The organism is Streptomyces sp. NPDC088732, from assembly GCF_044751205.1.
In the GTDB taxonomy this organism is placed as follows: Bacteria; Actinomycetota; Actinomycetes; order Streptomycetales; family Streptomycetaceae; genus Actinacidiphila.
In genome coordinates this window covers 312,093-336,378 of the sequence record NZ_JBIVLI010000002.1, presented here as the reverse complement: position 1 = coordinate 336,378, position 24,286 = coordinate 312,093, and the positions used below count along the sequence as shown (strand labels likewise).

Genomic DNA, 24,286 nt, shown 5'->3' with positions numbered 1-24,286 from the left:
ATCAGGAGCCGCCCGTCATGTCCGGAGCCCGTCCGGCACCGCCCGCACGTACCCGTTCCCAGGCCGTGAGACTGCTCGCGCTGCTGGCCGCCCTGCTGTTCACGGCCGTGCTGCCGACGCCCGACACCGCCGCCGCCGCGACGTACGTCCCGATCTCGGGCGCGGGGTCGACCTGGAGCCAGAACGCGCTCGACCAGTGGCGGGCCAACGTCAAGCAGTACGGCATGACGGTGAACTACAGCGGCACCGGTTCCTCCGACGGCCGCAACCAGTACCGCAACGGCACGGTGGACTACGGCGTCTCCGAGATCCCGTACGGCATCGAGGACTCCGGCGTCGCCGACCCGCCGCCCGCGCGCAAGTACGCGTACATGCCGATCGTCGCGGGCGGCACCTCCTTCATGTACAACCTCAAGATCGCGGGCAAGCGGGTCACCAACCTGCGGCTGTCCGGCGACGTCATCACCAAGATCTTCACCGGCGTCATCAAGACCTGGAACGACCCGGCGATCAAGGCGGACAACCCCGCCCTCGCCAACGCCCTTCCCGCGCTCCCGGTCGTCCCCGTGGTCCGCTCCGACGGATCCGGCACCACCGCGCAGTTCACGACCTGGATGGCCAACCAGTACGGCTCGCTGTGGGACGACTACTGCGCCAAGGCCGGCCGCAAAACCCCCCACTGCGGGCAGACCTCCAACTTCCCGCTGGTGAGCGGCCTCCGCATGGTCGCCCAGGCAGGGTCCAACGGTGTCTCCGGCTATGTCGCGCAGGCGGGCAACGTCGGCACGATCACCTACGTCGAGTACTCCTACGCCGTCTACACCACCGGCTTCCCGGTGGTGAAGGTGCTCAACAAGGCCGGCTACTACGTCGAGCCGAAGGCGACCAACGTCGCGGTCGCGCTGCTCAAGGCGCACATCAACAAGGACCTGACGCAGCAGCTCGACCAGGTCTACACCGACAGCGACAAGCGGACCTACCCGCTCTCCAGCTACAGCTACATGATCATTCCGACCAAGCTGGAGTACAAGTTCAACGAGCAGAAGGGCAAGACACTCGGCGCCTTCGCGTACTACTTCCTCTGCCAGGGCCAGCAGAGCGTCGACGACCTCGGCTACTCACCGCTGCCGATCAACCTCGTGCAGGCGGGCCTCGATCAGGTCCGCAAGATCCCCGGCGTCAAGGCCGAGTCGATCAACATCAAGAACTGCCACAACCCCACCTTCTCCACCAACGGCACCAACACCCTCGCCAAGACCGCCCCGTACCCGCCCGCCTGTGACAAGCAGGGCAGTACGCAGTGCGCGACCGGCACCGGCGGTGCCAAGGCCCCGACCAACGTCGGCGGTTCCGGCGGCAGCGGCGGCAGCGGCGGCAGCGGCGGTTCGGGCGGCACGTCCGGCAGCGGTGGCGGAAACGGCTCCAACGGCAACGGCGGCTCCACCGGCTCGGCCGGGACGTCCGGCAGCGGTTCCGGCGGCAGCGGCGCGGCCACGTCCGGCGGCGGTGACGCGGGTGCCACGGGCGGCGCCGGCGGTGCGACCGGCGGCGGCAGCGCCTCACCCTCGGTCGACCCGGACACCGGTCAGGTCGTCGACAACGGCGCGGCCGCGGCCGACGGCGGCGGCAACGGTGCCTACCCGATGCCCGTGACGACCGCGAGCAGCATCAGCGGCGGGACCCAGACGACCCTGATGGTGCTGGCCGCGGTGCTGCTGGTGGCCCTCACCATCGTGCCGCCGCTGCTCAACTCCCGCCTCGGCCGCAAGGGGCGGTCATGAGATCCCTCCGCCGGCAGCTGGCCGGCCTGCTCGCCGTCGCCGCCCTGGCGCTCATCGGTGCCACGACCCCGGCCTCCGTCCCGGTGGCGGCTGCCGCGTCCGGGTCCGAGGTGACGGTCTCGGGCCACGACGCCTTCCCCAACCTGAAGGTGACGGTCAGTCAGACCAAGAACCTGGTCAACCAGGTGGTCAAGGTCTCCTGGAAGGGCGCCGCGGAGACGGTCTCGGACAGCAACTACGCGTCCGACTACCTCCAGATCATGCAGTGCTGGGGCGACGCCTCCACCGGGCCCGACCCCGAGCAGTGCCAGTTCGGCGGCTCCTCCGCGCTCGGCGCGGGTGCGGGCAGCCAGGGCGCCGGCGCGTACACCAACACCCGCCAGCTCAACTACGGCAGCCTCAAGGACCCGGCGCAGACACTGCCGCCGCCGACGAAGTCGGGGAACTCCTACGTCCCCTTCCGTTCGGTGACCGGCGACAAGACCGATCCCGGCAACTGGAACGACTTCTACGACGTCAGCACCTCGAACGAGGTCCCCTACGCCCGCAGCGGCCCGGGCGGCACCGGCGAGGTCTACTTCGAGACCCAGACCGCCCTGGAGGCCCCCGGCCTCGGCTGCGGCGAGGTCCCCGACGGACACACCTCCACCACCGGCCGCAGTTGCTGGCTGGTCGTCGTGCCGCGCGGCGAGAGCGAGGTGGACGGCAGCGCGTACGGCACCCAGCCCAGCGGCCTGCTGCAGTCCTCGCCGCTCAGCGCGACCAACTGGAAGCAGCGCATCGTCGTCCCGCTGCAGTTCGAGCCGATCGGCGACTTCTGCCCCATCGGAGCCGACGAGCGCGGCACGCTCGGCGACGAGGCCGTCGCGGAGGCCGTCGTGCGCTGGCAGCCCACGCTGTGCCAGCACGGCTCCAAGACCATTTACGGCTACGCGCAGATCACCGACGACACGGCCCGCGCCAAGCTGGTCTCGGGCAAGCCGGGCATGGTCTTCCTCAACCGGCCGGCGACCGGGGACCAGGTCCCCGCGGACCAGAAGCCGGTGTACGCACCGGTGACCCTGTCCGGGCTGACCTTCGGCTTCTTCATCGAGAGCCGGGCGGGCTTCGGTGCCCCGGGAGACGTCGTCGCACGCAACGGAACCCGGCTCGGCAAGCTGAACCTCACCGCCCGGCTGGTCGCCAAACTCCTTTCCGAGTCCTATCCGGACGGCAACTCCCGCCTCGCGGACAACACCATCAGCAACCCGCTCAACCTGGGCCACGACCCGGAGTTCCTGAAGTACAACCCGGATTTCAAGGACCTCGACTTCGGCGGGTCCCTGGGCGACGCCCTGGTGGCCGAGCCGCTGTCCGACGCCACGTCGGCGCTGTGGAGCTGGGTGGAGCAGGACCCGGCGGCCCGGGAGTTCCTGGACGGCACCCCTGACAACACCGGTGCCCACGGCGACTCCACCTTCTCGGGGATGAAGGTCAACCCGCACTACAAGAACTTGCAGTTGCCCATCAACTCCTTCCCCAAGAGCGACCCGTTCTGCCAGGAGTTCGACACCCACCCCGACAACCCGCTGTGCATCCAGGACAAGCACCCCTACGCCACCGACATGCACGCCGCCGCGCGCGCCGTCGCACGCGGCGAGACCCTGGCCCGCACGATCTGGGACGCCACCACCCAACCGCCGGCCTACAAGAAGGACCCCCCGCAGCCGGCGGGACAGCGGGCCGTCATCGCGGTGACCGACACCGCCACCGCGCACCGCTACGGGCTGGTGACCGCCGCCCTGCAGAACGCCGCGGGCAAGTTCGTGGAACCGACCACCGCCTCCCTCCTGGCGGCGCAGAAGACCATGAAGCCCAGCGGCGTCGCCGGCGTGCTGAAGAACGACCCCGCCGCCAAGGACGCCGCGGCCTACCCGATCCCGCTGCTCAGCTACGCGGCCACCGTGCCCGAGAAGCTCGGGAAGAAGGAAGGCCAGGAGTACGCCGACCTGCTGCGGTACGCGGTCGGTTCGGGCCAGCGTCCCGGTGTCTCCGCCGGCACCCTGCCCGACGGGTACGCCCCGCTGCCGCAGGCACTGCGCTCGCAGACCCTGCAGGCCGCCTCGGCCATCGTGTCCAGGTCGGGCGTCACGGTTTCCGACCCCGATCCCGACCCCGGCAACGGCGGGAGCACGGGCGGCGGCGGTGACGGCGGGAGCGCGGGTGGCAGCGGCACCGGCACCGGCGGCGGTGACGGCGGAGCCGGTGTTCCGGGCCCGCCGGCCGGCACCCCCACTCCGCCCGCGTCGCAGGCGCCCTCGGCGCCGGCCGCCGTGCCCTCGGGCACTCCCTCGGCCACTCCGGTGGCCGCCGGCAGTCCACTGCCGCCCACACCCGACTGGGCACTCGGCGCGACGCGCTTCGCCCTCCTGATCGCCCTCGTGGCCGGCCTTGTCGCGGCCGTCTGCGGCCCCCTGCTGCCGAGAGTGGCGCCGCGGGTCGCGACCGGCCTGCGGGCCCTGCGCACGAGGGGTCCCAACACACCGCAAGGAAAGGGGTGATGCCCGCACTCGAACCATCGACAGGTCCGCGCCAACGAACTGTCTGAACCATCGCGCCGGGCACCACCCGGCAAAAGCCTAGCCGAGAGGTAATTTCACGTGAACATCCGCAAGCTCGTCGTCGCGGCCATCGGTGCCGCCGGCCTCCTCACCGGTACCGTCTGCGGCAGCGTCGCAGTTGCCGACCCGTCCGGCTCGCCGGCCTTCCGCCAGCTGTCCGGTGTGGGCTCCGACACCACCCAGGACGTGATGAACGGCATCGCCAACGCCGTCACGATCAACGGTGTCAAGGTCATCGGTTCGTACAACGCCACCGGCACCGCGAACGTGACCACCAAGGACCCCGCCACGACGCCGGGCTGCACCATCCAGCGTCCGAACGGTTCCGGCGCCGGCCGCACCGCGCTGCTGACGTCGCTGACCGCCGGCAACGGCTGCCTGGACTTCGCGCGCTCCTCCAGCCTGACCCTGACCGCCGCGACCCCGGGTCTGACCTACGTCCCGTTCGCCGTGGACGGTGTCAGCTACGCGATCACGCCCAGCAGCACCGTGCCGCGCAAGCTCGGCCTGGCCGACCTCAAGGCGATCTACCACTGCGACCCGGCCTACGTGGGCACCGCCCCGAACTACAAGCTGACGGCGCTTCTGCCGCAGGCCGGTTCGGGCACCCGCTCCTTCTGGGAGTCCACGGTCGGCATCACCGAGGCCGACGTGGTCGCCAACGTCTACCCCTGCATCAAGGACACCAAGGGCGGCGCCCCGGTGCAGGAGCACGACGGTCGCGTGCTCGACGACAAGTCGATCGTTCCGTTCTCCATCGCCCAGTACAACTCGCAGTCGTCGCAGACCGTCGCCGACCTGCGCGGCCGGGCGATCCTGGGCACCATTGACGGCCTCGCGCCCAACGTTCTCAACACCAACTTCGGTGTGAAGCGCGACGTCTACAACGTCATCCCGACCAGCAAGATCGGCACGGCTCCCTGGAGCACCGTCTTCGTCGGTTCGAACTCGCTCGTCTGCCAGCAGACCGGCGTGATCAACACCTACGGCTTCGCGGCCAACCCGAACTGCGGTGACACCAGCAAGCAGACCCCCTGACGCGGTCGCTTCATTTCATCCCCCCATGGATGTCTGAACCTTCGCTTTCGCCACTTTCTCATCCTTCCCAGAGGGAGAGCACGACTGTGTTGAAGAACAAGTTCTCGCGAGCCCTGGCGGGCGGTCTCGCGGGTACGGTGGCCGTCCTGACGGCCGGGCTGCTGGTAGCCCCCGCCGCGCACGCCGACGAGATCGGTACCGCCGTGGCCAACCCCGCGCGCGGCTCCGACACCCAGAGCATGGACTTCACGATGAGTGGTCCCTGCCCGGACCCCTCGACCAACATCCTTGTCTACGTCCAGGGCGCGGGTTTCCCGGACGAGGGCCAGAACGTCGTCGGCAACTCCCCGTTCGAGACCTACAACTCGACGGAGACCGGCGGGCTCATCATCCCGCTGACGGAGACGATGCGTGACTACGCCAACGAGGCGGGCTTCAGCACGCTTCAGGGCAAGTACACGTTCACCGTCACCTGCCGCAAGGCGTTCGGCGACACCATCTACGGTGAGTTCAAGTCCTCGATCTGGTTCACGTCCAACACGACGTACCAGAGCACGGACCCGGACGTGAAGACGGCCACCTCCACCGCCCTCGCGGTGTCCCCGAACAGCCCGGTCACCGCCGGCACCCCGGTCACCCTGACCGCGACCGTCGGCCCCGCCGGCGTCGCGGGCGAGGTGCAGTTCAAGGACAACGGCGCCGCCCTCGGCACGCCGAAGGCCGTGACCGGCGGCACCGCGGCCCTCACCACGAGCAACCTGTCCTCGGGCAGCCACTCGCTGACGGCCGAGTTCACGCCCTCCGACACGGCCTACGCCGCGTCGACGTCCACCGCGGTGGACTACCAGGTGAACGTCGCCCCGGCGACCGCCACCACCACCGCGCTGGCGGTCTCTCCGTCCGGCACGGCGCCGCAGTTCAGCCCGGTCAAGCTGAGCGCCACGGTGGCGCCCGCCGCCGCGGCCGGCTCGGTCAAGTTCCAGGACACGGTGGGTGGCAACACCTCCACGCTGGCCACGGTGCCGGTCAACGGCGGTGAGGCCTCCTTCACCACCAGCAGCCTGCCCAAGGGCGACCACGCCTTCTCGGCGACCTTCGTCCCGGCCAACACGGCGGACTACCTCGGTTCGGACTCCGGCGCGATCCCGTACGTGATCGGTGCCTTCAGCGGTGTCTCCGCCTCCGAGGACATCACCACCACCGTCGAGGCCGGCGCGCTGGCCATCAGCGTGGACAACCCGCACGTGACCCTGCCCTCGCCGGTGCTCAACGCCGACGGTGACCTGCTCACCACCGCGGGCAAGATCAACCCGGTCACCCTGACCGACACCCGCGCCGGTAACCCGGGCTGGTCCGCCAGCGGCCAGGTGACCGACTTCTCCGACGGTGGCACCCACGCCATCAACGGCCAGAACCTCGGCTGGACCCCGAACGTCATCGACCACTCCCCGGCGCAGACCGTCACCGCCGGCACCAAGGTCGACGCGGCGCACGGTGCCGAGGCCGGGGACGCGGGCACGGCGGGTCTGAAGTCCTCCCGCTCGCTCGCCATCGGCACCGGTCTGGGCACGGCGCACTTCGGGGCGGACCTCGCCCTGAACGCTCCGACCTCGACCGTCGCCGGTACCTACACCGCGACCCTCACGCTGACGGCCATCTGAGCCGGTAGCAGGTCATGGGGCGGTGCCACCTGAGGCCGCCCCGGGCCGGGACGGGCAGCGATGCCCGTCCCGGCCTCCGGCCGCATTCACCCTCCCGTACTGCCCGCGCCCGAACGGACGACCTGACATGATCACGCGTTCCGCCCGCCGGCTGGCCGCCGTCCTGGCCGCCTGCCTCTTCGCCGTTCTCCCCGCAGCCGAAGCCGCTTCGGCCGCTCCCGCACAGCCGTCGTCCGCACGGCCGGCCGCGGATCCGCACGGGCGCACCACCTTCGGCGTCCAGCCGTCGTCCGCGAAGAAGCCCGACGCCCGGCCGAACTTCTCGTACGGCGTCACCCCGGGCGCCGCGGTGCGCGACTACCTCGCCGTCTGGAACTACGGCAACGAGCCGCTCACCCTGAACGTGTACGCCGCCGACGCCATCAACACGGCCGAGGGCGGCTTCGACCTGCTCGCGGGCGGCGCCAAGTCCAAGGACGCCGGTGCGTGGGTGAAGGTCGGCAAGAGCCGCGTGACCATTCCGCGGCGCTCGAAGGTCATCGTGCCCTTCACCCTGACCGTCCCCGCCGCCGTGACCCCGGGCGACCACGTCGCCGGCATCGTCGCGTCGCTGGCGGGAGTCCGCACCGACAAGAAGGGCGACCGGGTCAAGGTCGACCAGCGCGTCGGCGCCCGTGTGTACGTCCGGGTGGCCGGCGAGCTCAAGCCCCGGCTGACCGTGGAGGACGTGCACACCAGCTACCACGGCACGGCGAACCCCTTCGGCAGCGGCTCCGCCACCATCACGTACACCGTCCGCAACATCGGCAACGTCCGGCTGGGTGCCCGTCAGATCGTGAAGGTCCGCGACCTGTTCGGCGGCACCGCCAAGATCACCGGTGTCGAGGACATGGCCGAGCTGCTGCCCGGCACCAAGCTCACGTTCACCGCCAAGGCCACCGGCGTGCTGCCCACGGTGCGCGACACCGCGACCGTGCAGGTCGACCCGGTCTCCGTGCGCGGTGACATCAAGCACCCCATCCTGCCGCGGGTGACCCGCACCCAGGGCTTCTGGGCCGTGCCGTGGATCTGGGTGGCCGTCGTGCTCCTGGCCGTCGGCGCCGGTCTGTTCTTCTGGCTCCGCGGGCGCCGCCGCCGTCCGGGTTCGGCCGCCCCTGCCGGCCGCCCCGCCCCCACCGGGTCCAAGCGGGCCCCCAAGGCGAAGGCGGCCGCGCCGGTCGCCATGGTGCTGGCCGCGCTGGTGGGCTGGATGGGCGCGCCGAGCGCCGCCGCGGCCGCCCCCGGCGCCCTCTCGGTCTCGCCGCCGCACGGCTCGGCCATGCAGCCGATCACGCTCACCGCCGCGGCCCCCTGCCCGCCGGCCACCACGTACGTCATCGTCCGGGTGCACGGAGCCGGCTTCCCCAAGGGCGGCCAGAACGTCGTCGGCAACGCGCCGATCAGCACCTACCCGCAGGGTGTCGGCGGCGGCCTGACGATCCCGCTCACCTTCACCATGCAGGACTACGCCGCCACGGCCGGTTTCCGCGACCTGCACGGCACGTACACCTTCACGGCGACGTGCCTCAAGGGGGCCTTCGACGACAAGGGCCTGCGGGACTTCACCGGTTCGGTGCGCTTCGTCTCCAAGGACGCGTACCGCGACGGCACGCAGGCCGAGCCCGAGAACCCCGCCGCGGGCACGACCGGCGGCGGCCAGGAGGTGCAGGGCATGCAGGGCGGCACGGGTCAGGCCGATCCGTCCGCCCCCGTCGGCCCGGCCACGGGAACGGGTACGGGCGCGGGCGTGCCCAGCGGCGCGCCAGCCGGCTCCGCCGCGCAGAACGTCCAGGGCGGCACCTCCGGCGACCCCCTGGTCGCCACGGCCGCCTCATCGGGCTCCCACACCGCGCTCGTCGCCTGGTCGCTCGCCGGCTTCGTCGTCGCCTTCCTGGTGGTCGCCTTCGGCGCGACCCAGTGGGCGCGCGGCCGCAAGGGCCGTGCCGCCACGGCCGATTCGGACGACTGAGCGTCCGTCACCACATCAGACCCTACGCAAGAGGAGAGAAGATCATGTCCATCAGAAGCCTGTCCCGGCCGGCAGCGGCCGGCCTCGGAGCCCTGGTGCTCACGTGGGGCGCGGTGGGCCTGCTCGGTGCCTCCGCCGCGCACGCCGAGGTCGTGGGAACGATGACGGTGGCCCCGGACCACGGGTCCGACACCAGCGGCATCACCCTGACCACCGACGCCCTCTGCCCGGCGCCCGCGGACTACGTCATCGCCTCGGTGAAGGGCTCCGGCTTCCCCGCCGAGGGCCAGAACGTCGTGGGAAACGCGCCGACGAGCACCTACAACCAGACGCCCGAGGGCGGCTTCGACGTGCCCCTGATCGAGACGATGCGCGACTACGCCAACGAGGCGGGTTTCAAGGTGCTGGAGGGCAAGTACACCTTCACCGTGACCTGCGGGAGGGCCTTCGGGGACACCACCTACGGGGACTTCACCGGGTCGATCTGGTTCACGTCCAACACCACGTACCAGTCCACCGACCCGGCCGCGCCGACGAACACGCCGACCACGACGCCGACCACCACCCCCACCACGACGCCGACCACGACGCCGACGACCACGCCGACCGACACCGCGGAGCCCACCGACACCGGTGAGCCGACCGACACGAGTGAGCCGACCGACACCGGTGAGCCCACCGACGGCACCGCGGACGGCGGCACCACCGACGGCGGTACGACCGACGGCGGTTCCACGGACGGCGGTTCGACGGACGGCGGCACCGAGGGCATCTCCACCAACGTGAACGGCGGCGGTACCGGCGGCGGCTCGCTCGCGGCCACCGGCGCCAACGCGGCCGTTCTCGGCGGCACCGCGGCCGCCCTGGTCGCGGCCGGATTCGCCGCGGTGCGCATCGCGCGCCGCCGCGGACTGCTCACCTTCCACGACACCCCGAACGACTGAGGTCCGGAGACGACCATGATGTCCACCACCGCACGCCGCTGCCTGTCGGCCGGCGTCGCCTCCCTGCTCGCCGCCGGCGCGCTCGCGCTCGGCACCTCGGGTGCCCGTGCCGACGTCGTCGGCACGATGAAGGTGACCCCGTCGACCGGCTCCGACACCCAGGGCATCTCCCTGAGCACCTCGGCGCCCTGCCCGGAGCCCGCGACCAACCTCATCGTCTCGGTGAAGGGCGCCGGATTCCCCGCCGAGGGCCAGTACGTCGTGGGCAACTCGGAGATCGCCATCTACAACCCGACGCCCGACGGCGGCTTCGAGGTGCCTCTCACCGAGACGATGCGCGACTACGCCAGCGAGGCGGGTTTCAGCACGCTCCAGGGCCGCTACGACTTCACCCTGACCTGCCGCAAGGCCTTCGGCGACGCCACCTTCGGCGACTTCACCACGTCGATCTGGTTCACCTCCAACACCCACTACCAGGACACCCTGCCGCAGGTCGCCACCACGACCACCCTGGCCGCCTCCCCGGCGGGCCCGGTCGTCGAGGGCTCCGCCGTGAAGCTCACCGCCACCGTCGCCCCGGCCGGGGCCGCCGGCACCGTGCGCTTCCTCGACGGTGCGACGCAGGTCGGCTCCCCGGTCAACGTGACCTCCGGAACGGCGTCCCTGAGCACCAGCGCCCTCAAGGTGGGCACCCACTCCCTGAAGGCCGCCTTCACCCCGGCCAATTCGGCGGCGTACGGGGCGTCCACCTCGGCGGTCAAGTCCTTCGTCGTCAAGATCAAGCCCCCGGCGCTCGTGACGGCCGCCAAGGTGACGGGCACCGCCCGGGTCGCCTCGACCGTGACCTGCTCGGTGAGCTTCCGCGGCGCCAGCACGGTGACCTACGCCTGGCTGCGCGACGGCAAGACGTACGGCGGGAAGACCGCCAGGACCCTGGTCCTGGCCGCCACGGACTACAAGCACAAGATCGCCTGCCGTCCCACCGCCGGCAACAGCACGGGCAAGCTCACCGTCACCAGCCCCGCAGTGACCGTGGCCGTCGGCCCCGCCCTGCAGAACGCCACCAAGCCCGCGATCTCGGGCACGGCCAAGGTGGGCAAGCGCGTCACCGCCAAGGTCGGCACCTGGAAGCCCTCGGGCACGTCCTACAGCTACGTGTGGCGGCGTGACGGCCACAACATCAAGGGCGCCACGCACTCCACGTACGTCCTCACCAAGTCCGACCGCAAGCACCTGGTGACCGTCGTGGTCACCGCGCGGCGGACCGGCTACACGAACGGCACTGCCGTCTCCAAGTCGGTGAGAGTGGCATGACCCCAGCCGGCACCCCGGCCCCGGTCGCCGAACTCGGCGAACGGCCCGCCGCCCCCTCGGGGGCCGGCGGGCCGTGGGGCCACCCCTATGCCTTTGTGCCGGAGGCCGGATCCGAGGCCGGCCGGGCGCGCGTGACGCGCCCGGCCGGCCCCGGGCTGCGCGTGGCAGGCGCCGCGCTCAGCATCCTCGCGGCACTGCTCCTCGGATTCGTCGCCGACGTCGGCCTGCTCGGCCACGTCCGGCACGTCCGCGACCGGCAGGTCGACTACGCCGACCTGCGCGGCGAACTCGCCAACGGCGTCGCCCCCGTGGGCGCGGCGCCGATGGAGGGCGTCAAGCAGCTCGCCCCCGGCGTGCCCTTCGCCGTGCTGGAGATCCCGCGGCTGCACCTGCGCGAGGTCGTCGACGAGGGAACCACCGCCCGCACCCTGTCCCGCGGGCTGGGCCACCGCCGCGACACGCCCCTGCCCGGCCAGGCCGGCGTCAGCGTCATCATGGGCCGCCAGGGCATGTACGGCGGGCCCTTCCGCAACCTGGACGGACTGCACGAGGGCTGGACCATCAAGGTCACCACCGGCCAGGGCACCCACACCTACCGGGTGATCGGCGTGCGCCGCGCCGGCGACCCGCAGCCGCAGGCCGTCGCCCAGGGAGGCGGCCGCCTCACCCTGATCACGGCCGACGGCACGCCCTTCATGCCGTGGGGCATCCTGCGCGTCGACGCCGACCTCATCTCGCCGGCCCAGCCCGCGTCGGCGCCCGCCGTCGCCGCCGCCGCCCTGCCGGACGACGAGAAGCCCATGGCCGTCCAGAAGTCCGCCTGGCTGCCCCTGGTGCTGTGGGGCCAGGCCCTCGTGGCCGCGGCGGCCCTGCTCGCGTGGGCCCACGCCCGCTGGGGACGGCGGCACGCCTGGGTCGTGGGTGTTCCCGTGCTCGGCGTGCTCGGCCTCCTCGTCGCGGACAACGCCGCGCTGCTCCTGCCCAACCTGATGTGAGGACCCGTCCGTGACCGAGACCACCATCCCGCTCCCGCCGATCCCCGGGCACCCCGAGGACGCCCCTTCCGGTGCCACCCTCGAAGCCAACCGCATCTCCTGCTGGTTCGGCGACCACAAGGTCCTCGAAAAGGTCTCCCTGACCATGCCCGCCGGGCAGGTGACCGCCCTCATCGGCCCGTCCGGCTGCGGCAAGTCGACCTTCCTGCGGACCCTGAACCGCATGCACGAGCTCATCCCGTCCGCGTCGCTCGCCGGCGAGGTCCTGCTGGACGGCGAGGACATCTACGCGCCCGACCGCCGGCTCACCGAGGCCCGCCGCCGGATCGGGATGGTCTTCCAGAAGCCCAACCCGTTCCCGGCGATGTCCATCTACGACAACGTCACCGCGGGCCTGAAGCTCACCGGGCTGCGCGTGCGCAGCGACGCCAAGGACGCCCTGGTCGAGGAGTGCCTGACCAAGGCCGGCCTGTGGAAGGAGGTCCGGTCCCGGCTCCGGCAGCCCGGCGGCGCCCTGTCGGGCGGTCAGCAGCAGCGTCTGTGCATCGCCCGCTCGCTCGCCGTGCGCCCCAAGGTGCTGCTGATGGACGAGCCCTGCTCGGCGCTGGACCCGACCTCCACCCGGCGCATCGAGGAGACGATCCGCGAACTGGCCGACGAGGTCACCATCGTGATCGTCACCCACAACATGCAGCAGGCCGCCCGCGTCTCCGACCAGTGCGCGTTCTTCCTGGCCGAACAGGGCACGCCCGGCGGCATCGTGGAGCACGGCCTCACCACGACCATGTTCTCCACGCCCGCCGACCCGCGCACCGCGGACTACGTGGAGGGTCGCTTCGGGTAGGGGAAGGCCATGCCTCCTCAACCGGTCCGTGGAGTCCTCGCCGTCGTCGGCTCGGCCGCCGGCGGCGTCGAGTCCCTGCGCGACGGCCTCGTGCTGCCCGCCCTCGCCCGCGGCTGGCGGGTGGCCGTCACGCTCACTCCCACCGCCGCCCGCTGGCTGCGCCCCCTCGGCGAGATCGACCGCCTGGAGCGCGCCACGGGCCTGCCGGTGCGCGACGAGCCGCGGCTGCCCGCCGAGCCCCGGCCGCATCCGGCCGCCGACTGCCACGTGGTGGCGCCCGCGAGCGCCAGCACGGTGGCCAAACTCGCCCTCGGCATCGGCGACAACCAGGCCCTCACGCAGACCTGCGAGGCGCTGGGCACCCGCGGTGTCCCGGTCGTCGTCCTGCCCGCGGTCAACGCCGCCCACGCCCGGCATCCCGCCTGGGGCCGCCATCTCGCGACGCTCCGCGAGGCCGGCGTCCACCTCGTCGACGACCCGGCCGGCCGCCCGCTCCCCGAGCCCCGCACGTCGCTCGCCGCTCCCGAACTGCCCTGGGGCGCCGTGCTCGACACGCTGGACCGCGTCATGGGCGGCTGAGGCGTCACACGTGCGGGGTCACCGGCGCCGCGGTCTCGTAGCGGGCGATGTTCCTCGCGGCGCCCTGCACGAGCGGCTGCAGACGGTCCGTCAGTTCCTGGTAGTCGCGGACCCGTCCGTCCGACCACTGGGCCAGCCCGACGATCATCACGCGTCCCACACCGGCGAAGGACTGCACCATTCCGCTGTCCGCCGGCAGGACCGGCAGCCCGGACCCGCGGGGCGGGGTCTGGGCCGCCACCTGGTAGTCGCCGAAGTTCGTCATCAGCCAGGTCACCAGCCGCAGTGTGTCCCGCGGATCCTTCATCGTGAACACGGCCAGGTTGAACCGGTCGCCGTGCGCGTCCTTGTAGAGCGCGATCTCCTCGCCCACGCAGCCCTTGCTCGCCCTGATGCGCCCCGCCAGCGAGGGCCCGACCGAGTCGCGCGCCGTGCACGACTCCATCACGGTCGCCCCGAGCCGGGTGAACACGCCGTCGGTCCCGTTCGCCATCCGCGCCGGGAACAGCTCCGCCGGCGGGGCCATCGGCCGCTCGTCCGCCGCGGTCCCCGGGGTGGCGCGCACCGCCGGCGCGGAGGCCGCCGGTACCGCCATGTCCGTGTCCTGGGGCGCCTCGGCCGGCTGCCGGAGCACGAGGAAGGCCGCCAGCGCCGCGATCACGGCCAGGGCGGCATTGCGCGGCCAGACCGGTTCCGAGTTGTTCGTCTGCATGGCGGGACCGTAGTGATCACTGCCGTACTCCGGGATACGCGCGGGTCACGGCCCGATGGCCGTCCGGCTGCGCGGAGCACCCGGTCCCGGCCGCCGACGCGTTCAGGACGCTGACGCCAGTTCCGCCTCGGCCCAGACGACCTTTCCGCCCGTCACCGAGCGGGAACCCCACCGGCGGGACATCTGCGCGACCAGGAACAGGCCGCGGCCGTTCTCGTCGACGGTGCGGGCGCGGCGCAGATGCGGCGAGCACACGTCGGTGTCGAACACCTCGCAGGTCAGCACGTGGTGGTGGATCAGGCGCAGGCCGATCGGGCCGGTGCTGTGGCGGACGGCGTTGGTGACCAGCTCGCTGACGATCAGCTTCGTGGACTCCTCGAGACCCTCCAGGCCCCATTCGTCCAGCTGGAAGGTGGCCAGGTGCCGGGCGCGGCGCGCGGCCGTGTCGTCGCTGGGCAGCGTCCAGGAGGCGACCTGGGCCGGGTCGAGCGACCGGGTACGGACCAGCAGCAGGGTGACGTCGTCGCACGGCGCCTGGTCCGGGTAGGGCTCCGTCGCGAGGTCGCAGAGGTCCTCCAGGGACCGCCCCGGCTGGGCGAGGGAGGTGCCCAGGCGGTGCATTCCCTCGTCGATGTCGTGGCCGCGGGTCTCGATCAGGCCGTCGGTGTACAGGGCGAGCAGACTTCCCTCGGGCAGTTCCAGCTCCACCGACTCGAAGGGCACTCCCAGCCCGATGCCCAGCGGGGTTCCGGTGGGCAGCTCGGGGAAGCTGACCCGGCCCCGGGGGTCGATGACCGCGGGCGGGGGGTGCCCGGCCCGTGCCATGGTGCACCGGCGGGTGGCCGGGTCGTACACGGCGTACAGGCAGGTGGCGCCCACCGCCGCCGGGGTCTCGTCGTCGTCCTCGTCGGCCAGCCGCTGGACCGTGTCGTCGAGGTGGGCCATCAGCTCGTCGGGCGGCAGGTCCATGTCGGCGAGCGTCTGCACGGCGGTGCGGAGCCGGCCCATGGCCGCGGCGGCGTGGAGACCGTGCCCGACCACGTCCCCGACGACCAGCCCCACCCGGGCGCCGGACAGCGGGATCACGTCGAACCAGTCGCCGCCGACCCCGTGGTCCACGTCGGCGGGCAGATAGCGGGAGGCGGCCTCGACCGCCGTGCCGCCCCGCAGGCGGCTCGGGAGCAGGTTGCGCTGGAGCGCGAGGGCCGCGGTGTGCTCGCGGGCGTACTGGCGGGCGTTGTCCAGCGACACCGCGGCACGGTTGACGAGTTCCTCGGCCAGGAGCCGGTCGGCCTCCTGGAACGGCACCGGGTCCTGGGTGCGGACGAAGACGACCATGCCCAGCACGGTGCGCCGCGCGCGGATCGGCACGATCATCAGCGAGTGCACGCCGTGCTCGTGGACCTTCCGGGCCAGTGCCGGGATCTTGTCGATCCACAGCCCCGGAGCGGTGTCCAGGATCGGCTCCAGATGGGTCCTGCCGGTGCACAGGACCTCGCTGAAGGGCGAGTCGGGCGGGACGGGGACCGGCTCCCCGCCTACCCAGACGGACTCCGGGACCCCCCGGTGGATCGAGGCCAGACCGGCCCGCCGGAAGACGGGCTGCCGCTCACCCGGACCGATGCGGACCGGGGGTCCCTCACCGAACGGCACCGCCTGCTCCAGGTCCACGGCGACGTAGTCGGCGAGCAGGGGCACGGCGAGGTCGGCCAGTTCCTGGCTGGTCTGCATCACGTCCAGGGTGCTGCCGAGGCGGGCCCCGGCCTCGCCGAGGACGGCGAGCCGCTCGCGCACCCGGCGGCTCTCGGTGACGTCGACGCTGATGACGCACACCCCCAGCGGCTGTCCGTCGGCGCCCTGCAGGCAGTGGAACGAGGCCGCGAACGGGTGCTCGGGGCCCAGGTTCGTCGGCAGCCACGTCCGGTACTCGTGGACCTTGGTCGTGCCGCTCCGCAGCACCTGCCGCATCACGCCCTCCAGCGCTTCGGCCTTGGTGCCGGGCAGCACATCGGTGAACCGCTGCCCGAGCCGGAGGTGCAGGGGGATGCCGTCGTGGTCCTCCATCACGTCGTTCGCCCAGGTGCACCGCAGCTGCCGGTCGCGGACGACGATGCCGATCGGCGCGCGGGTCAGCAGCGCGCCCCGCATCGCCTTGTTGCCCGCCTTCCCGGACATCGCGCCGACGTCGCCCACGGACGCGAGCCAGCGCGTTGTCCCGTCCTGCCCCCGCACCGTCGAGAAGCGCAGGCCGACGTCGACCGTGCGTCCGTGGCGGTCGCGCACGTCCGTCGTGCCCGACCAGCCGTTGTCGTCGCGGCACTTCTCGACGAAGGCCGACATCGTCGGGGCTTCCCCGAGGGAGGGGAGGACGGGTGCGGCGGACCGGCCCACCGCATCGCAGGCCGAATATCCGACGAGACGCTCGGCGGCCCGGGTCCAGGCGACCACCGTCCCCCGCTCGTCGAGCAGTGCGATGGCCGAGTCGGATATCGCGGACGTGTCCGTGTGTTCACTGAGCGTGAGCGTGGTGGTGGTCATCGGACTTCTCCCTCGGGCAGGCGGGCGCCCACGGCGGTGCTTGATATGTCGCTTTCAGGGCTGTTTACGCATTCGACCGGACGCGGCGCCGATCTGTGACACACGCCTCAAAAAGCCCCTCCGCGAGGAGGGGCGGACGTACGGGGCTGCGACAGGCCGACGCGGCAACACGGTCCGCTCCGGGCCGTGTTCACGGCCACGAGCCCGGCGGGGCCGAGATGTTCCTCATCCCCGGCGGTCCGGCCCTCCGCCACCGGCCCCGTCCCGGGCCGAGCGACGCCGGGCACGGGCCGCCCACGTCCCGCGGCGCAGCCGGACGTCCTGGAGCACCTGGCGGGCGGCGAGCCGGCCGGACGCGGCGTTGTTGCCCGCGCCCGGCCAGGTCGCGGCACCGGTCAGATACAGGCCGGGGACCGCCGTGCGATAGCCGCTGTGCCCGGGCATCGGCCGGAAGACGAGGTTCTGGCACAGATGGTGGCTGCCGGCGACACTGTCGCCGCCGACCAGGTTCGGATCGGCCGCCTCCAGGTCCTGGGGGCCCCAGGCGGTGGCACCGGCGATCCGCGACCGGGTGCCGGGCGCGTAGTCCTCCAGCTTGGCCAGCACCCGCTCGGTCATCGGCCCGACCGCCTCGGGCCAGCGGGTGTCCCGAATGGTCCCCGCCGCGTCCCCGCGGATGACCGAGGGCACCGCGCGGATCTGGATCCACACGACGTGCCGGCCGGCCGGGGCCCGCGTCGGGTCGACCGTGGAGGTCTGCCCCACGACCAGCAGCGGTTCGGCGGGCAGCAGCCCCGCCTGGGCCTCGGTGTAGGTGCGCGCCAGATCGTCGACGTACGGCGCCACGTGCACGTAGCCGAAGCCGGACAGTTCGTCCCCCGCCGCCCAGGGCAGCGGCCCGTCGAGCGCGAGGTGCAGCATCATCGTGCCGGGCCCGTACCGGTAGTCGCGCGCCTTGCGCCGCACATGCGCGGGCGCCTCCCCGGCATCGAGCAACCGCTCGTACAGCGCCACCGGCGCGACGTCCGCGACCACGGCACGGCGCGCCGTCAGCGTGGTGCCGTCGGCGCAGCGCACGCCCGCCGCCCGGCCGTCGCGGCACAGGACGCGATCCACTTCCGCCCCGGTGCGGATCTCGCCGCCGTACTCCGCCAGCACCGAGGCGAGCGCCAGCGGCAGCCGCTCCGCGCCCCCCTCGACGACGGCGATGCCGTTCTCCATGTCCGCGAACATCTCCAGCAGCGGGAACATCGCCCCGCCCGCCACGTCCGGGCCGAAGTCCAGGTGCATGCCCCAGCAGGCCGCCATGGCCCGCGCCTCCCGGGTGGCGAACCAGGTCTCGCCCAGCTCCCGGGTGCTCATCACCAGCGTGTGGGCGAGCTCCCGAGCGCCCCGCAGGCCGTGACGGCGCAGCAGGCCCGCCAGTTGCCGCGCGGCCGCGCCCGACGGCACGGCACTGCCGTACAGGCCGAACAGGTACGGCGCGAACCGCTGGTACAGCCGGTACAGGCCCGCGAAACCCGCGGCATCCCCGGCGCTGTGCTCCGCCAGCCGCGCGAGGGTGCGCTCGTAGTCGCCGTGGACCTGCACGCTCGACCCGTCCGGGAAGGCATTGGCGAAGGGGCGGTCGGTCGTGCGGAACCGCAGCCCGTGGCGGGACAGCGCCGGGGCGAAGTCGGCGTACGCGCGGGACCCGAGGAAGAGGTTCTGGTTGGTGGAGTACAGATCGTGCACGAACCCGGGGAGCGTGACCTCACCGCTCGCGATGGCCCCTCCCACCACGGCGTTCCGCTCCAGCACGGCCACCGACCACCCCGCCCGCGCCAGGTACAGGGCCGCCACGAGCCCGTTGTGGCCGCCACCGACGACGACAGCGTCGTAGGCGTAGCCGTAGGAGTCTGGTGCGGTCATGTGCCGGGTCCCTGCCGCTCGTGCCACCGCGAGGACGCGGCGTGCCACCCCCGCCCAGCGCCCGCGCTGCCACTCCCGTCCCCGGAACACCCCCCTTCCCATGCTCCTCCCGCCCCGGCGGTCCGCAACACCGCCGGTGCGGGCCCCGGACCGGCCGGGCGCCGGGCCGGGCGTGCCTACCCTGGCCGTGGATGTCGAGAACGGGCCACCGGCTCCGTCCCGGGGACACCAGCGGCGGCCACCGGCCGCACCAGGATGAAGGAGAGACCCGCATGGCGATTCAGCGGATGGACAACGTCGGCATCGTCGTCGAGGACCTGGACGCCGCCGTCGCGTTCTTCGTGGAACTCGGTATGGAGCTGGAGGGCACGGCGGAGGTCGAGGGCCCCTTCGCCGACCAGTGCACCGGACTCGACGGCGTCCACTGCGACATCGCGATGGTCCGGACCCCGGACGGCGGCAGCCGGCTCGAACTGGCGAGGTACCGCAGCCCCGTGGCGATCGGCGACGAGCCACGCAACCGGCCGCACAACATCCTGGGCACGCACCGCGTCATGTTCGCCGTCGACGACATCGAGGACACCGTCGGCCGCCTGCGCCCCCACGGCGGCGAACTCCTCGGCGGGATCGCCCGCTACGAGGACAGCTTTCTGCTCTGCTACCTCCGCGGCCCGTCCGGCATCATCGTCGGACTGGCCGAGCAGCTGCACAAGTGATCCGGCCCGAGGCCGGGCTGTGACCTGGGGCGGCGAATATCGGTTGATCCCACCCCTGGCATCTGAATACTGGCTGTCGTCCCAGCCGGTCCGGTCCGCCTCCGGCGTTCCGGACGCGACCAGTGGAGGGCCCGCGGGCGTGACCATGCACGATGACCAGGTGGACGTGACGGCCGAGATCGTCGCGGCCCTGATCCAGGAGCAGTTCCCGCAGTGGAGCGGCAAGGCGATCCGACGTGTGTCGTCGACCGGGACGGTCAATGCGATCTTCCGCATCGGGAACGGCCTCTCGGCCCGCTTCCCGCTCCGTCCGGCCGAACCTGCCGGGGCGCTGGCGGTTCTCGAGCAGGAAGCCCGGGCGAGCGCGGAGCTGGCACAGGTGTCGAGGTTCCCCGCCCCGGAACCGGTCGCCCTGGGAAAACCCGGAGCGGGTTACCCCATGCCGTGGTCGGTCCAGACATGGCTGCCGGGAACGATCGCGTCCGATGCCGACCCGAGTGGGTCGGACGCTTTTGCCGAGGACCTCGCGGCCTTCATCGCCACCCTGCGCGGCGCCGGGACGCGGGGGCGGCTCTTCGGCGGGAACGGCCGTGGCGGCGTTCTCGCCCACCACGACGACTGGACGGCGAAGTGCTTCGAGGAGAGCCAGGGACTGCTCGACGTGCCGCGGCTCCGTCAGGCGTGGTGCCACTTTCGGGAGTTGCCCCGCACGGCCGCCGACGTGATGAGCCATGGTGACCTGATCCCCGGCAATGTACTGGTCGCGGGAGACCGGCTCAGCGGCGTGATCGACACCGGCGGCTTCGGCCCGGCGGACCCGGCGCTGGATCTGGTCAGTGCCTGGCACCTGTTGCGGCGGGGCCCGCGGGAAGTCCTCCGGCGGGCCCTGGCCTGTGACGACCTGGAGTGGGAGCGCGGCAAGGCATGGGCGTTCGAACAGGCGGTGGGCTTGGTCTGGTACTACGTCGAGAGCAATCCGACGATGAGCGCCATGGGGCGCCGGACACTCGACCGCATACTGGAGTCGATGGGACCGGAACGCGGCGGCGCGACTCGTCGGTGGTGAACGGGTGCTCCGGTGACGGCTCGTCGTCACGGCCGGCGGGTTGCCGTCGGTGACCACGCGCTGGATGATCTCCGGTGTGAAAAGCCCCTTTGCCGCCATACACAAGGCCCGCGTCGCGCGATGGGTCCGTACGCAGTTCGACCCCGCCGAGTACGGGCTCGCCCCTCTGGCGCAACTCGACGCCGGGCGCCCCGGGCCGCCGCTGCCGGCCTCGCGGCTCAGGGAGATGCAGGCCCTGGCGGACACGGTGTGGGCGGGCGACTGGCGCGCGGCGGCCTCGTACGTGGCGGCCGCCGGACAGGAATGGGACCAGCGCTGGAACCGGCTGGAACTGCTGCAGGAGATCGCGCAGCGGGACGGCGCATGGCTGGACGAATGGGTCCGGAGCGAGCCGGAGAACAGTGACGCCGCCACGCTCCGCGCGGAGTTGCTCGTGCACCAGGCATGGGAGGTACGGGGATCCGGGTACGCGAACCAGGTCCCGATCGAGAGCATGAGCCGCTTCCAGCAGATGCTGCCCGAGGCCATGAAGGCGGCGCAGAAGGCCGCCGAACTCGCACCCCGGGACCCGGGCCCCTGGGTCGTCATGATCACCACTGCCCGCGCCCTCAAGTACCGCGGCATGAAGTTCCAGCCCCTGTGGGACGGACTGGTGGAGCGCGCCCCGCACCACTACGCGGGCCACTGGCAGGCCCTGCAGTACTGGTGCGCCAAATGGTGCGGCACCGACAAGCAGATGATGGACTTCGCGGAACGCGCCGTACGGAACGCGCCGGAAGGCAGCCCCCTGGCGGGCATCTACCTGTACGCCCTGTCCGAACTCGGCGAACGCCACGGTGTCATGGCCCCCGTGGCCAACGCCAAGGTCAAGGCCCTACTGCCGGACGTCGTACGCTCGCTGAACCAGGTGCCCGAGGACGACGAGCGACTGCCGCGCCTCAGGCACCTGCTCGCGCACTACCTGGGGAACATCGGCGACTACGACGCCGCGCTCGAGCAGTTCCAACTCATCGGCCCGTGGTGCGGCGCGGAACCGTGGACCGACTCGGGCGACCCGATCGCCGCGTTCCAGCTGGCGCGTGGCACCGCCGCGGCCAGGGCGGCGAACGGCAAGCGGACGACAGCCAACGGCGGAAAGCCGCGGCCGGACATCCTGATCCGGGGATGACCGGCTAACTCGGCGCTCCGGGCTCCTCGCACCGCCCCAGCCCTGCCCGAAGCGCCGACGCGGATCCGCCGTTCGCCGTCGGTACGGGACGTCCTTGCGGGGTCGGTTTTCCGCCGGGCCGGGCGCTCTGCTCGCCTCACCGCCGGGGAAGCGCGGGCACACCCGTACGACGACCCGGACGAAGATCGTCGCACTGCCGCGAGAACGTCGCCACGCAGTCGACAGAGCCACCCGCGAGAACCCGGTGACAGCAGGGCGACGTCGGACCACGCTCATGATCACAAGGGCGAGGTCCGGCGCTGCGGCGCTCGCTCCGGCAGGCACCTGACCAGCAAAAAGCCCCTCCGCAAGGGAGGGGCGCAAGGCGTGCCCCCGGCAGGACTCGAACCTGCGGCCAAGCGCTTAGAAGGCGCCTGCTCTATCCACTGAGCTACGGGGGCCGGACGATGGCCGCGACCAACCCGCCCCATGGTGTCGACGGTATCCGTGACCTTGCCGGGGACAAGGATAGGGCGCGGCTGATGTGCGGCCGGTTGCTTCGCCTTCATGACACGTTGTGTAGGTTCGGTGAAGCGGTCTGATAATCGCAGGCAGGTGCGAATGTCGCACCACTTTTGACGCACCAGTCTTCGGCCGTTGTGCACTCGTTATGCCGCTGCCTCTCCGTGCTCATGTGTCCCGTTGGGACGCTCTTGCGGGCCGAAAGGCGTGAAGTACGCGAAATACGCTTCAAAAACCCACCAAAATGGGGCATTCTGCGTCTGTGGCGATCTTGGACACGAGGCCCGATCTGCTGGACGTGCTCTCTGCGATGCGCGACCGCGTCGACGCCGCGCGCTTTCCCCTCCCGATTCCCGGGGCGGAGCGGGCCCGCCGTACCCGCCGGGAGCTGCTGGCGCAGCTCGACGACTATCTGGTGCCCAGGCTGCGGGCGCCGGAGGCGCCGTTGCTTGCGGTGGTCGGCGGGTCGACGGGCGCGGGGAAGTCGACGCTGGTCAACTCGCTGATCGGGCGGCGGGTGAGCGACTCAGGGGTACTGCGGCCGACGACGCGGACACCGGTGCTGGTGTGCCATCCCGAGGACCGGGCGTGGTTCGCCGATCCGCGGGTGCTGCCGGGACTGGCGCGGGCGTGGGCGCCGCGGCCGCGGGCATCGAGCGACGCGGACGACGGGAGCCGCGAGGCGGACGACGACCACGGCGCGCCGGACGGCCCGTTGTGGCTGCGGCTGGAGACCGACGACACCCTGCCGCGCGGACTGGCGCTGCTCGACGCGCCGGACATCGACTCCCTCGTCGTGCGCAATCGCGAACTCGCCGCCGAACTGCTCTGCGCCGCCGACATCTGGATCCTGGTGACGACCGCGGCCCGCTACGCCGACGCGGTGCCGTGGCATCTGCTGCGCACCGCCAAGGAGTACGACGTCACCCTGGCCACCGTGCTGGACCGGGTGCCGCACCAGATCCTCGACGACGTCTCGGACCACTACGCCGCGCTGCTGGACCGGGCCGGCCTCGGGGACGTACCGCGGTTCACGGTCCCCGAGCTGCCCGAGTCGGCGGGCGGTGGCGGGCTGTTGCCGCACACCGCCGTGGCCGCGCTCGGCAGCTGGCTCGCGCACTGCGCGGAGGATCCGGCCGCGCGGCACCAGGCGGCCCGGCGCACCGCGTCCGGCGTCCTCGGTTCGCTCGACAGCCGGCTGCCGGAGCTCGCGGGCGCGTCCGCCGCCCAGCACGCGGCGGCGACACGCCTGGCCCGCTACGTGGACGACGCCTACGACGCGGCGCAGGACGCCTTCGACGAGGCCGTGACCTCGGGGGCGGCGCTCTCCGGCGAGGCGCTGGCGTGCTGGCGCGGCTATCCGGACTGCGGTTCCGGGGCCCTGCAGGCCGCGCTCGCCGAGGGACTCGCGGTCCTGCTCCGTACGCGGATCACCGCCGCCGACGAGCGCGTCCTGGACGACTGGCGGCGCGACCGGGCGGGCAGCGCCCCCCTGGACGCCGCGGCCCGCATGCCCGCCGACGAGGGGCTCGACGACCGCATCGAGGAAGCCGTCGCCGACTGGAGCTGGAACCTGACCAGGATCGCTTACGAGGCCGTGAGTTCCGCGCCCGAGGACGTGGACCCCGAGGACGCGGCCGCGCTGCTCGGGGTCGCCCTCCTCGGCGGCCGTGCGGGCACCCCGGCCGGCGAGCGGCTCGCCACGCTGGGCGGCGCCCTGGCCGCGCTGCGGGCCGGGGACCGGGCGCGCGAGGCGCTGGACCGGATCGTCGGGGAGCTGCTGGACGCCGAACGCGAACGCCGCTTGCGGCCGGTGGACGCACTGGACGTCACGGCGGGCCAGCAGGCATCGCTGATCGCGGAGCTCTCCGTGATGCAGAAGTCGTACGGACTGTGGGAGAGGTGAGCGG

General features: G+C 72.3%; 17 protein-coding genes and 1 tRNA gene. 14 read left to right on the top strand and 4 right to left on the bottom strand.

Annotated elements, in window-relative coordinates; genetic code table 11:
• The first annotated feature begins 17 nt into the window (after window positions 1–17).
• The 10 genes from ACIP9H_RS04350 to ACIP9H_RS04305 all read left to right on the top strand — a co-directional run bounded on the left by ACIP9H_RS04350 (window position 18) and on the right by ACIP9H_RS04305 (window position 13,764).
• On the top strand, window positions 18–1,781 hold the full coding sequence (locus ACIP9H_RS04350) for a phosphate ABC transporter substrate-binding protein PstS (RefSeq protein WP_401957410.1): 1,764 nt from the start codon (window positions 18–20) through the stop codon (window positions 1,779–1,781).
• Window positions 1,778–4,321 (top strand): hypothetical protein, encoded by a 2,544-nt coding sequence (locus ACIP9H_RS04345; RefSeq protein WP_401957407.1) that lies wholly within the window; start codon window positions 1,778–1,780, stop codon window positions 4,319–4,321. Before ACIP9H_RS04350 ends, ACIP9H_RS04345 begins: the two co-directional genes overlap by 4 nt.
• 99 nt (window positions 4,322–4,420) lie before the next feature.
• Window positions 4,421–5,419 carry a hypothetical protein gene (locus ACIP9H_RS04340; protein ID WP_401582923.1) on the top strand — a complete coding sequence of 333 codons (999 nt, stop codon included), beginning with the start codon at window positions 4,421–4,423 and terminating at the stop codon, window positions 5,417–5,419.
• An 86-nt stretch (window positions 5,420–5,505) separates the two neighbouring features.
• Window positions 5,506–7,080: an Ig-like domain repeat protein gene (locus tag ACIP9H_RS04335; protein ID WP_401957405.1), complete on the top strand. Its 1,575-nt coding sequence runs from the start codon at window positions 5,506–5,508 to the stop codon at window positions 7,078–7,080.
• A gap of 127 nt (window positions 7,081–7,207) precedes the next feature.
• Window positions 7,208–9,088 carry a hypothetical protein gene (locus ACIP9H_RS04330; protein WP_401582921.1) on the top strand — a complete coding sequence of 627 codons (1,881 nt, stop codon included), beginning with the start codon at window positions 7,208–7,210 and terminating at the stop codon, window positions 9,086–9,088.
• A gap of 44 nt (window positions 9,089–9,132) precedes the next feature.
• Entirely contained in the window at window positions 9,133–10,032 is a 900-nt protein-coding gene (locus tag ACIP9H_RS04325) for a hypothetical protein (protein WP_401582919.1), read from the top strand.
• Window positions 10,033–10,047: 15 nt separating this feature from the next.
• Window positions 10,048–11,346 carry an Ig-like domain-containing protein gene (locus ACIP9H_RS04320; protein ID WP_401582917.1) on the top strand — a complete coding sequence of 433 codons (1,299 nt, stop codon included), beginning with the start codon at window positions 10,048–10,050 and terminating at the stop codon, window positions 11,344–11,346.
• The gene (locus ACIP9H_RS04315; RefSeq protein ID WP_401957402.1) at window positions 11,343–12,341 is read left to right on the top strand and encodes a sortase; all 999 of its coding nucleotides are present in this window, start codon (window positions 11,343–11,345) and stop codon (window positions 12,339–12,341) included. The genes ACIP9H_RS04320 and ACIP9H_RS04315 overlap by 4 nt, the downstream gene beginning before the upstream one ends.
• Window positions 12,342–12,381: 40 nt before the next feature.
• The gene (locus ACIP9H_RS04310) at window positions 12,382–13,185 is read left to right on the top strand and encodes a phosphate ABC transporter ATP-binding protein (protein ID WP_401583213.1); all 804 of its coding nucleotides are present in this window, start codon (window positions 12,382–12,384) and stop codon (window positions 13,183–13,185) included.
• 9 nt (window positions 13,186–13,194) lie between these two features.
• Window positions 13,195–13,764: a flavoprotein gene (locus ACIP9H_RS04305; protein WP_401957399.1), complete on the top strand. Its 570-nt coding sequence runs from the start codon at window positions 13,195–13,197 to the stop codon at window positions 13,762–13,764.
• Between the two features lie 4 nt (window positions 13,765–13,768).
• On the opposite strand, the gene ACIP9H_RS04300 is transcribed toward ACIP9H_RS04305, so the two are convergent.
• From ACIP9H_RS04300 to ACIP9H_RS04290, 3 genes are all read right to left on the bottom strand, one after another.
• Window positions 13,769–14,476 (bottom strand): hypothetical protein, encoded by a 708-nt coding sequence (locus ACIP9H_RS04300; protein WP_401582912.1) that lies wholly within the window; start codon window positions 14,474–14,476, stop codon window positions 13,769–13,771.
• Between the two features lie 102 nt (window positions 14,477–14,578).
• The gene (locus ACIP9H_RS04295; RefSeq protein ID WP_401957395.1) at window positions 14,579–17,014 is read right to left on the bottom strand and encodes a SpoIIE family protein phosphatase; all 2,436 of its coding nucleotides are present in this window, start codon (window positions 17,012–17,014) and stop codon (window positions 14,579–14,581) included.
• Between the two features lie 225 nt (window positions 17,015–17,239).
• Window positions 17,240–18,925, bottom strand: coding sequence for a phytoene desaturase family protein (locus ACIP9H_RS04290; RefSeq protein WP_401957393.1), 1,686 nt, complete (start codon window positions 18,923–18,925; stop codon window positions 17,240–17,242).
• Window positions 18,926–19,197: 272 nt separating this feature from the next.
• On the opposite strand from ACIP9H_RS04290, the gene ACIP9H_RS04285 reads away from it, so the two are divergent.
• From ACIP9H_RS04285 to ACIP9H_RS04275, 3 genes are all read left to right on the top strand, one after another.
• Window positions 19,198–19,641, top strand: coding sequence for a VOC family protein (locus ACIP9H_RS04285; protein WP_401957390.1), 444 nt, complete (start codon window positions 19,198–19,200; stop codon window positions 19,639–19,641).
• 145 nt (window positions 19,642–19,786) lie between these two features.
• Entirely contained in the window at window positions 19,787–20,707 is a 921-nt protein-coding gene (locus ACIP9H_RS04280) for an aminoglycoside phosphotransferase family protein (protein ID WP_401957634.1), read from the top strand.
• A 76-nt stretch (window positions 20,708–20,783) separates the two neighbouring features.
• Window positions 20,784–21,875, top strand: a complete 1,092-nt coding sequence (locus ACIP9H_RS04275; protein ID WP_401957388.1) for a hypothetical protein — start codon at window positions 20,784–20,786, stop codon at window positions 21,873–21,875.
• Window positions 21,876–22,242: 367 nt separating this feature from the next.
• On the opposite strand, the gene ACIP9H_RS04270 is transcribed toward ACIP9H_RS04275, so the two are convergent.
• Window positions 22,243–22,315: transfer RNA gene (locus ACIP9H_RS04270), tRNA-Arg, on the bottom strand.
• Between the two features lie 332 nt (window positions 22,316–22,647).
• Between ACIP9H_RS04270 and ACIP9H_RS04265 the strand changes: the two genes are divergently transcribed.
• Window positions 22,648–24,282, top strand: a complete 1,635-nt coding sequence (locus tag ACIP9H_RS04265) for a dynamin family protein (RefSeq protein WP_401583210.1) — start codon at window positions 22,648–22,650, stop codon at window positions 24,280–24,282.
• Window positions 24,283–24,286 lie beyond the last annotated feature (4 nt).

Excerpts from the sequence above, each read along its gene's own strand:
- ACIP9H_RS04315 (WP_401957402.1), top strand. The coding sequence starts at position 11,343 with ATGACCCCAGCCGGCACCCCGGCCCCGGTCGCCGAACTCGGCGAACGG.
- ACIP9H_RS04350 (WP_401957410.1), top strand. The coding sequence starts at position 18 with ATGTCCGGAGCCCGTCCGGCACCGCCCGCACGTACCCGTTCCCAGGCC.
- ACIP9H_RS04300 (WP_401582912.1), bottom strand. The coding sequence starts at position 14,476 with ATGCAGACGAACAACTCGGAACCGGTCTGGCCGCGCAATGCCGCCCTG.
- ACIP9H_RS04325 (WP_401582919.1), top strand. The coding sequence starts at position 9,133 with ATGTCCATCAGAAGCCTGTCCCGGCCGGCAGCGGCCGGCCTCGGAGCC.
- ACIP9H_RS04285 (WP_401957390.1), top strand. The coding sequence starts at position 19,198 with ATGGCGATTCAGCGGATGGACAACGTCGGCATCGTCGTCGAGGACCTG.
- ACIP9H_RS04330 (WP_401582921.1), top strand. The coding sequence starts at position 7,208 with ATGATCACGCGTTCCGCCCGCCGGCTGGCCGCCGTCCTGGCCGCCTGC.
- ACIP9H_RS04345 (WP_401957407.1), top strand. The coding sequence starts at position 1,778 with ATGAGATCCCTCCGCCGGCAGCTGGCCGGCCTGCTCGCCGTCGCCGCC.
- ACIP9H_RS04305 (WP_401957399.1), top strand. The coding sequence starts at position 13,195 with ATGCCTCCTCAACCGGTCCGTGGAGTCCTCGCCGTCGTCGGCTCGGCC.
- ACIP9H_RS04295 (WP_401957395.1), bottom strand. The coding sequence starts at position 17,014 with ATGACCACCACCACGCTCACGCTCAGTGAACACACGGACACGTCCGCG.
- ACIP9H_RS04280 (WP_401957634.1), top strand. The coding sequence starts at position 19,787 with ATGCACGATGACCAGGTGGACGTGACGGCCGAGATCGTCGCGGCCCTG.
- ACIP9H_RS04290 (WP_401957393.1), bottom strand. The coding sequence starts at position 18,925 with ATGACCGCACCAGACTCCTACGGCTACGCCTACGACGCTGTCGTCGTC.
- ACIP9H_RS04320 (WP_401582917.1), top strand. The coding sequence starts at position 10,048 with ATGATGTCCACCACCGCACGCCGCTGCCTGTCGGCCGGCGTCGCCTCC.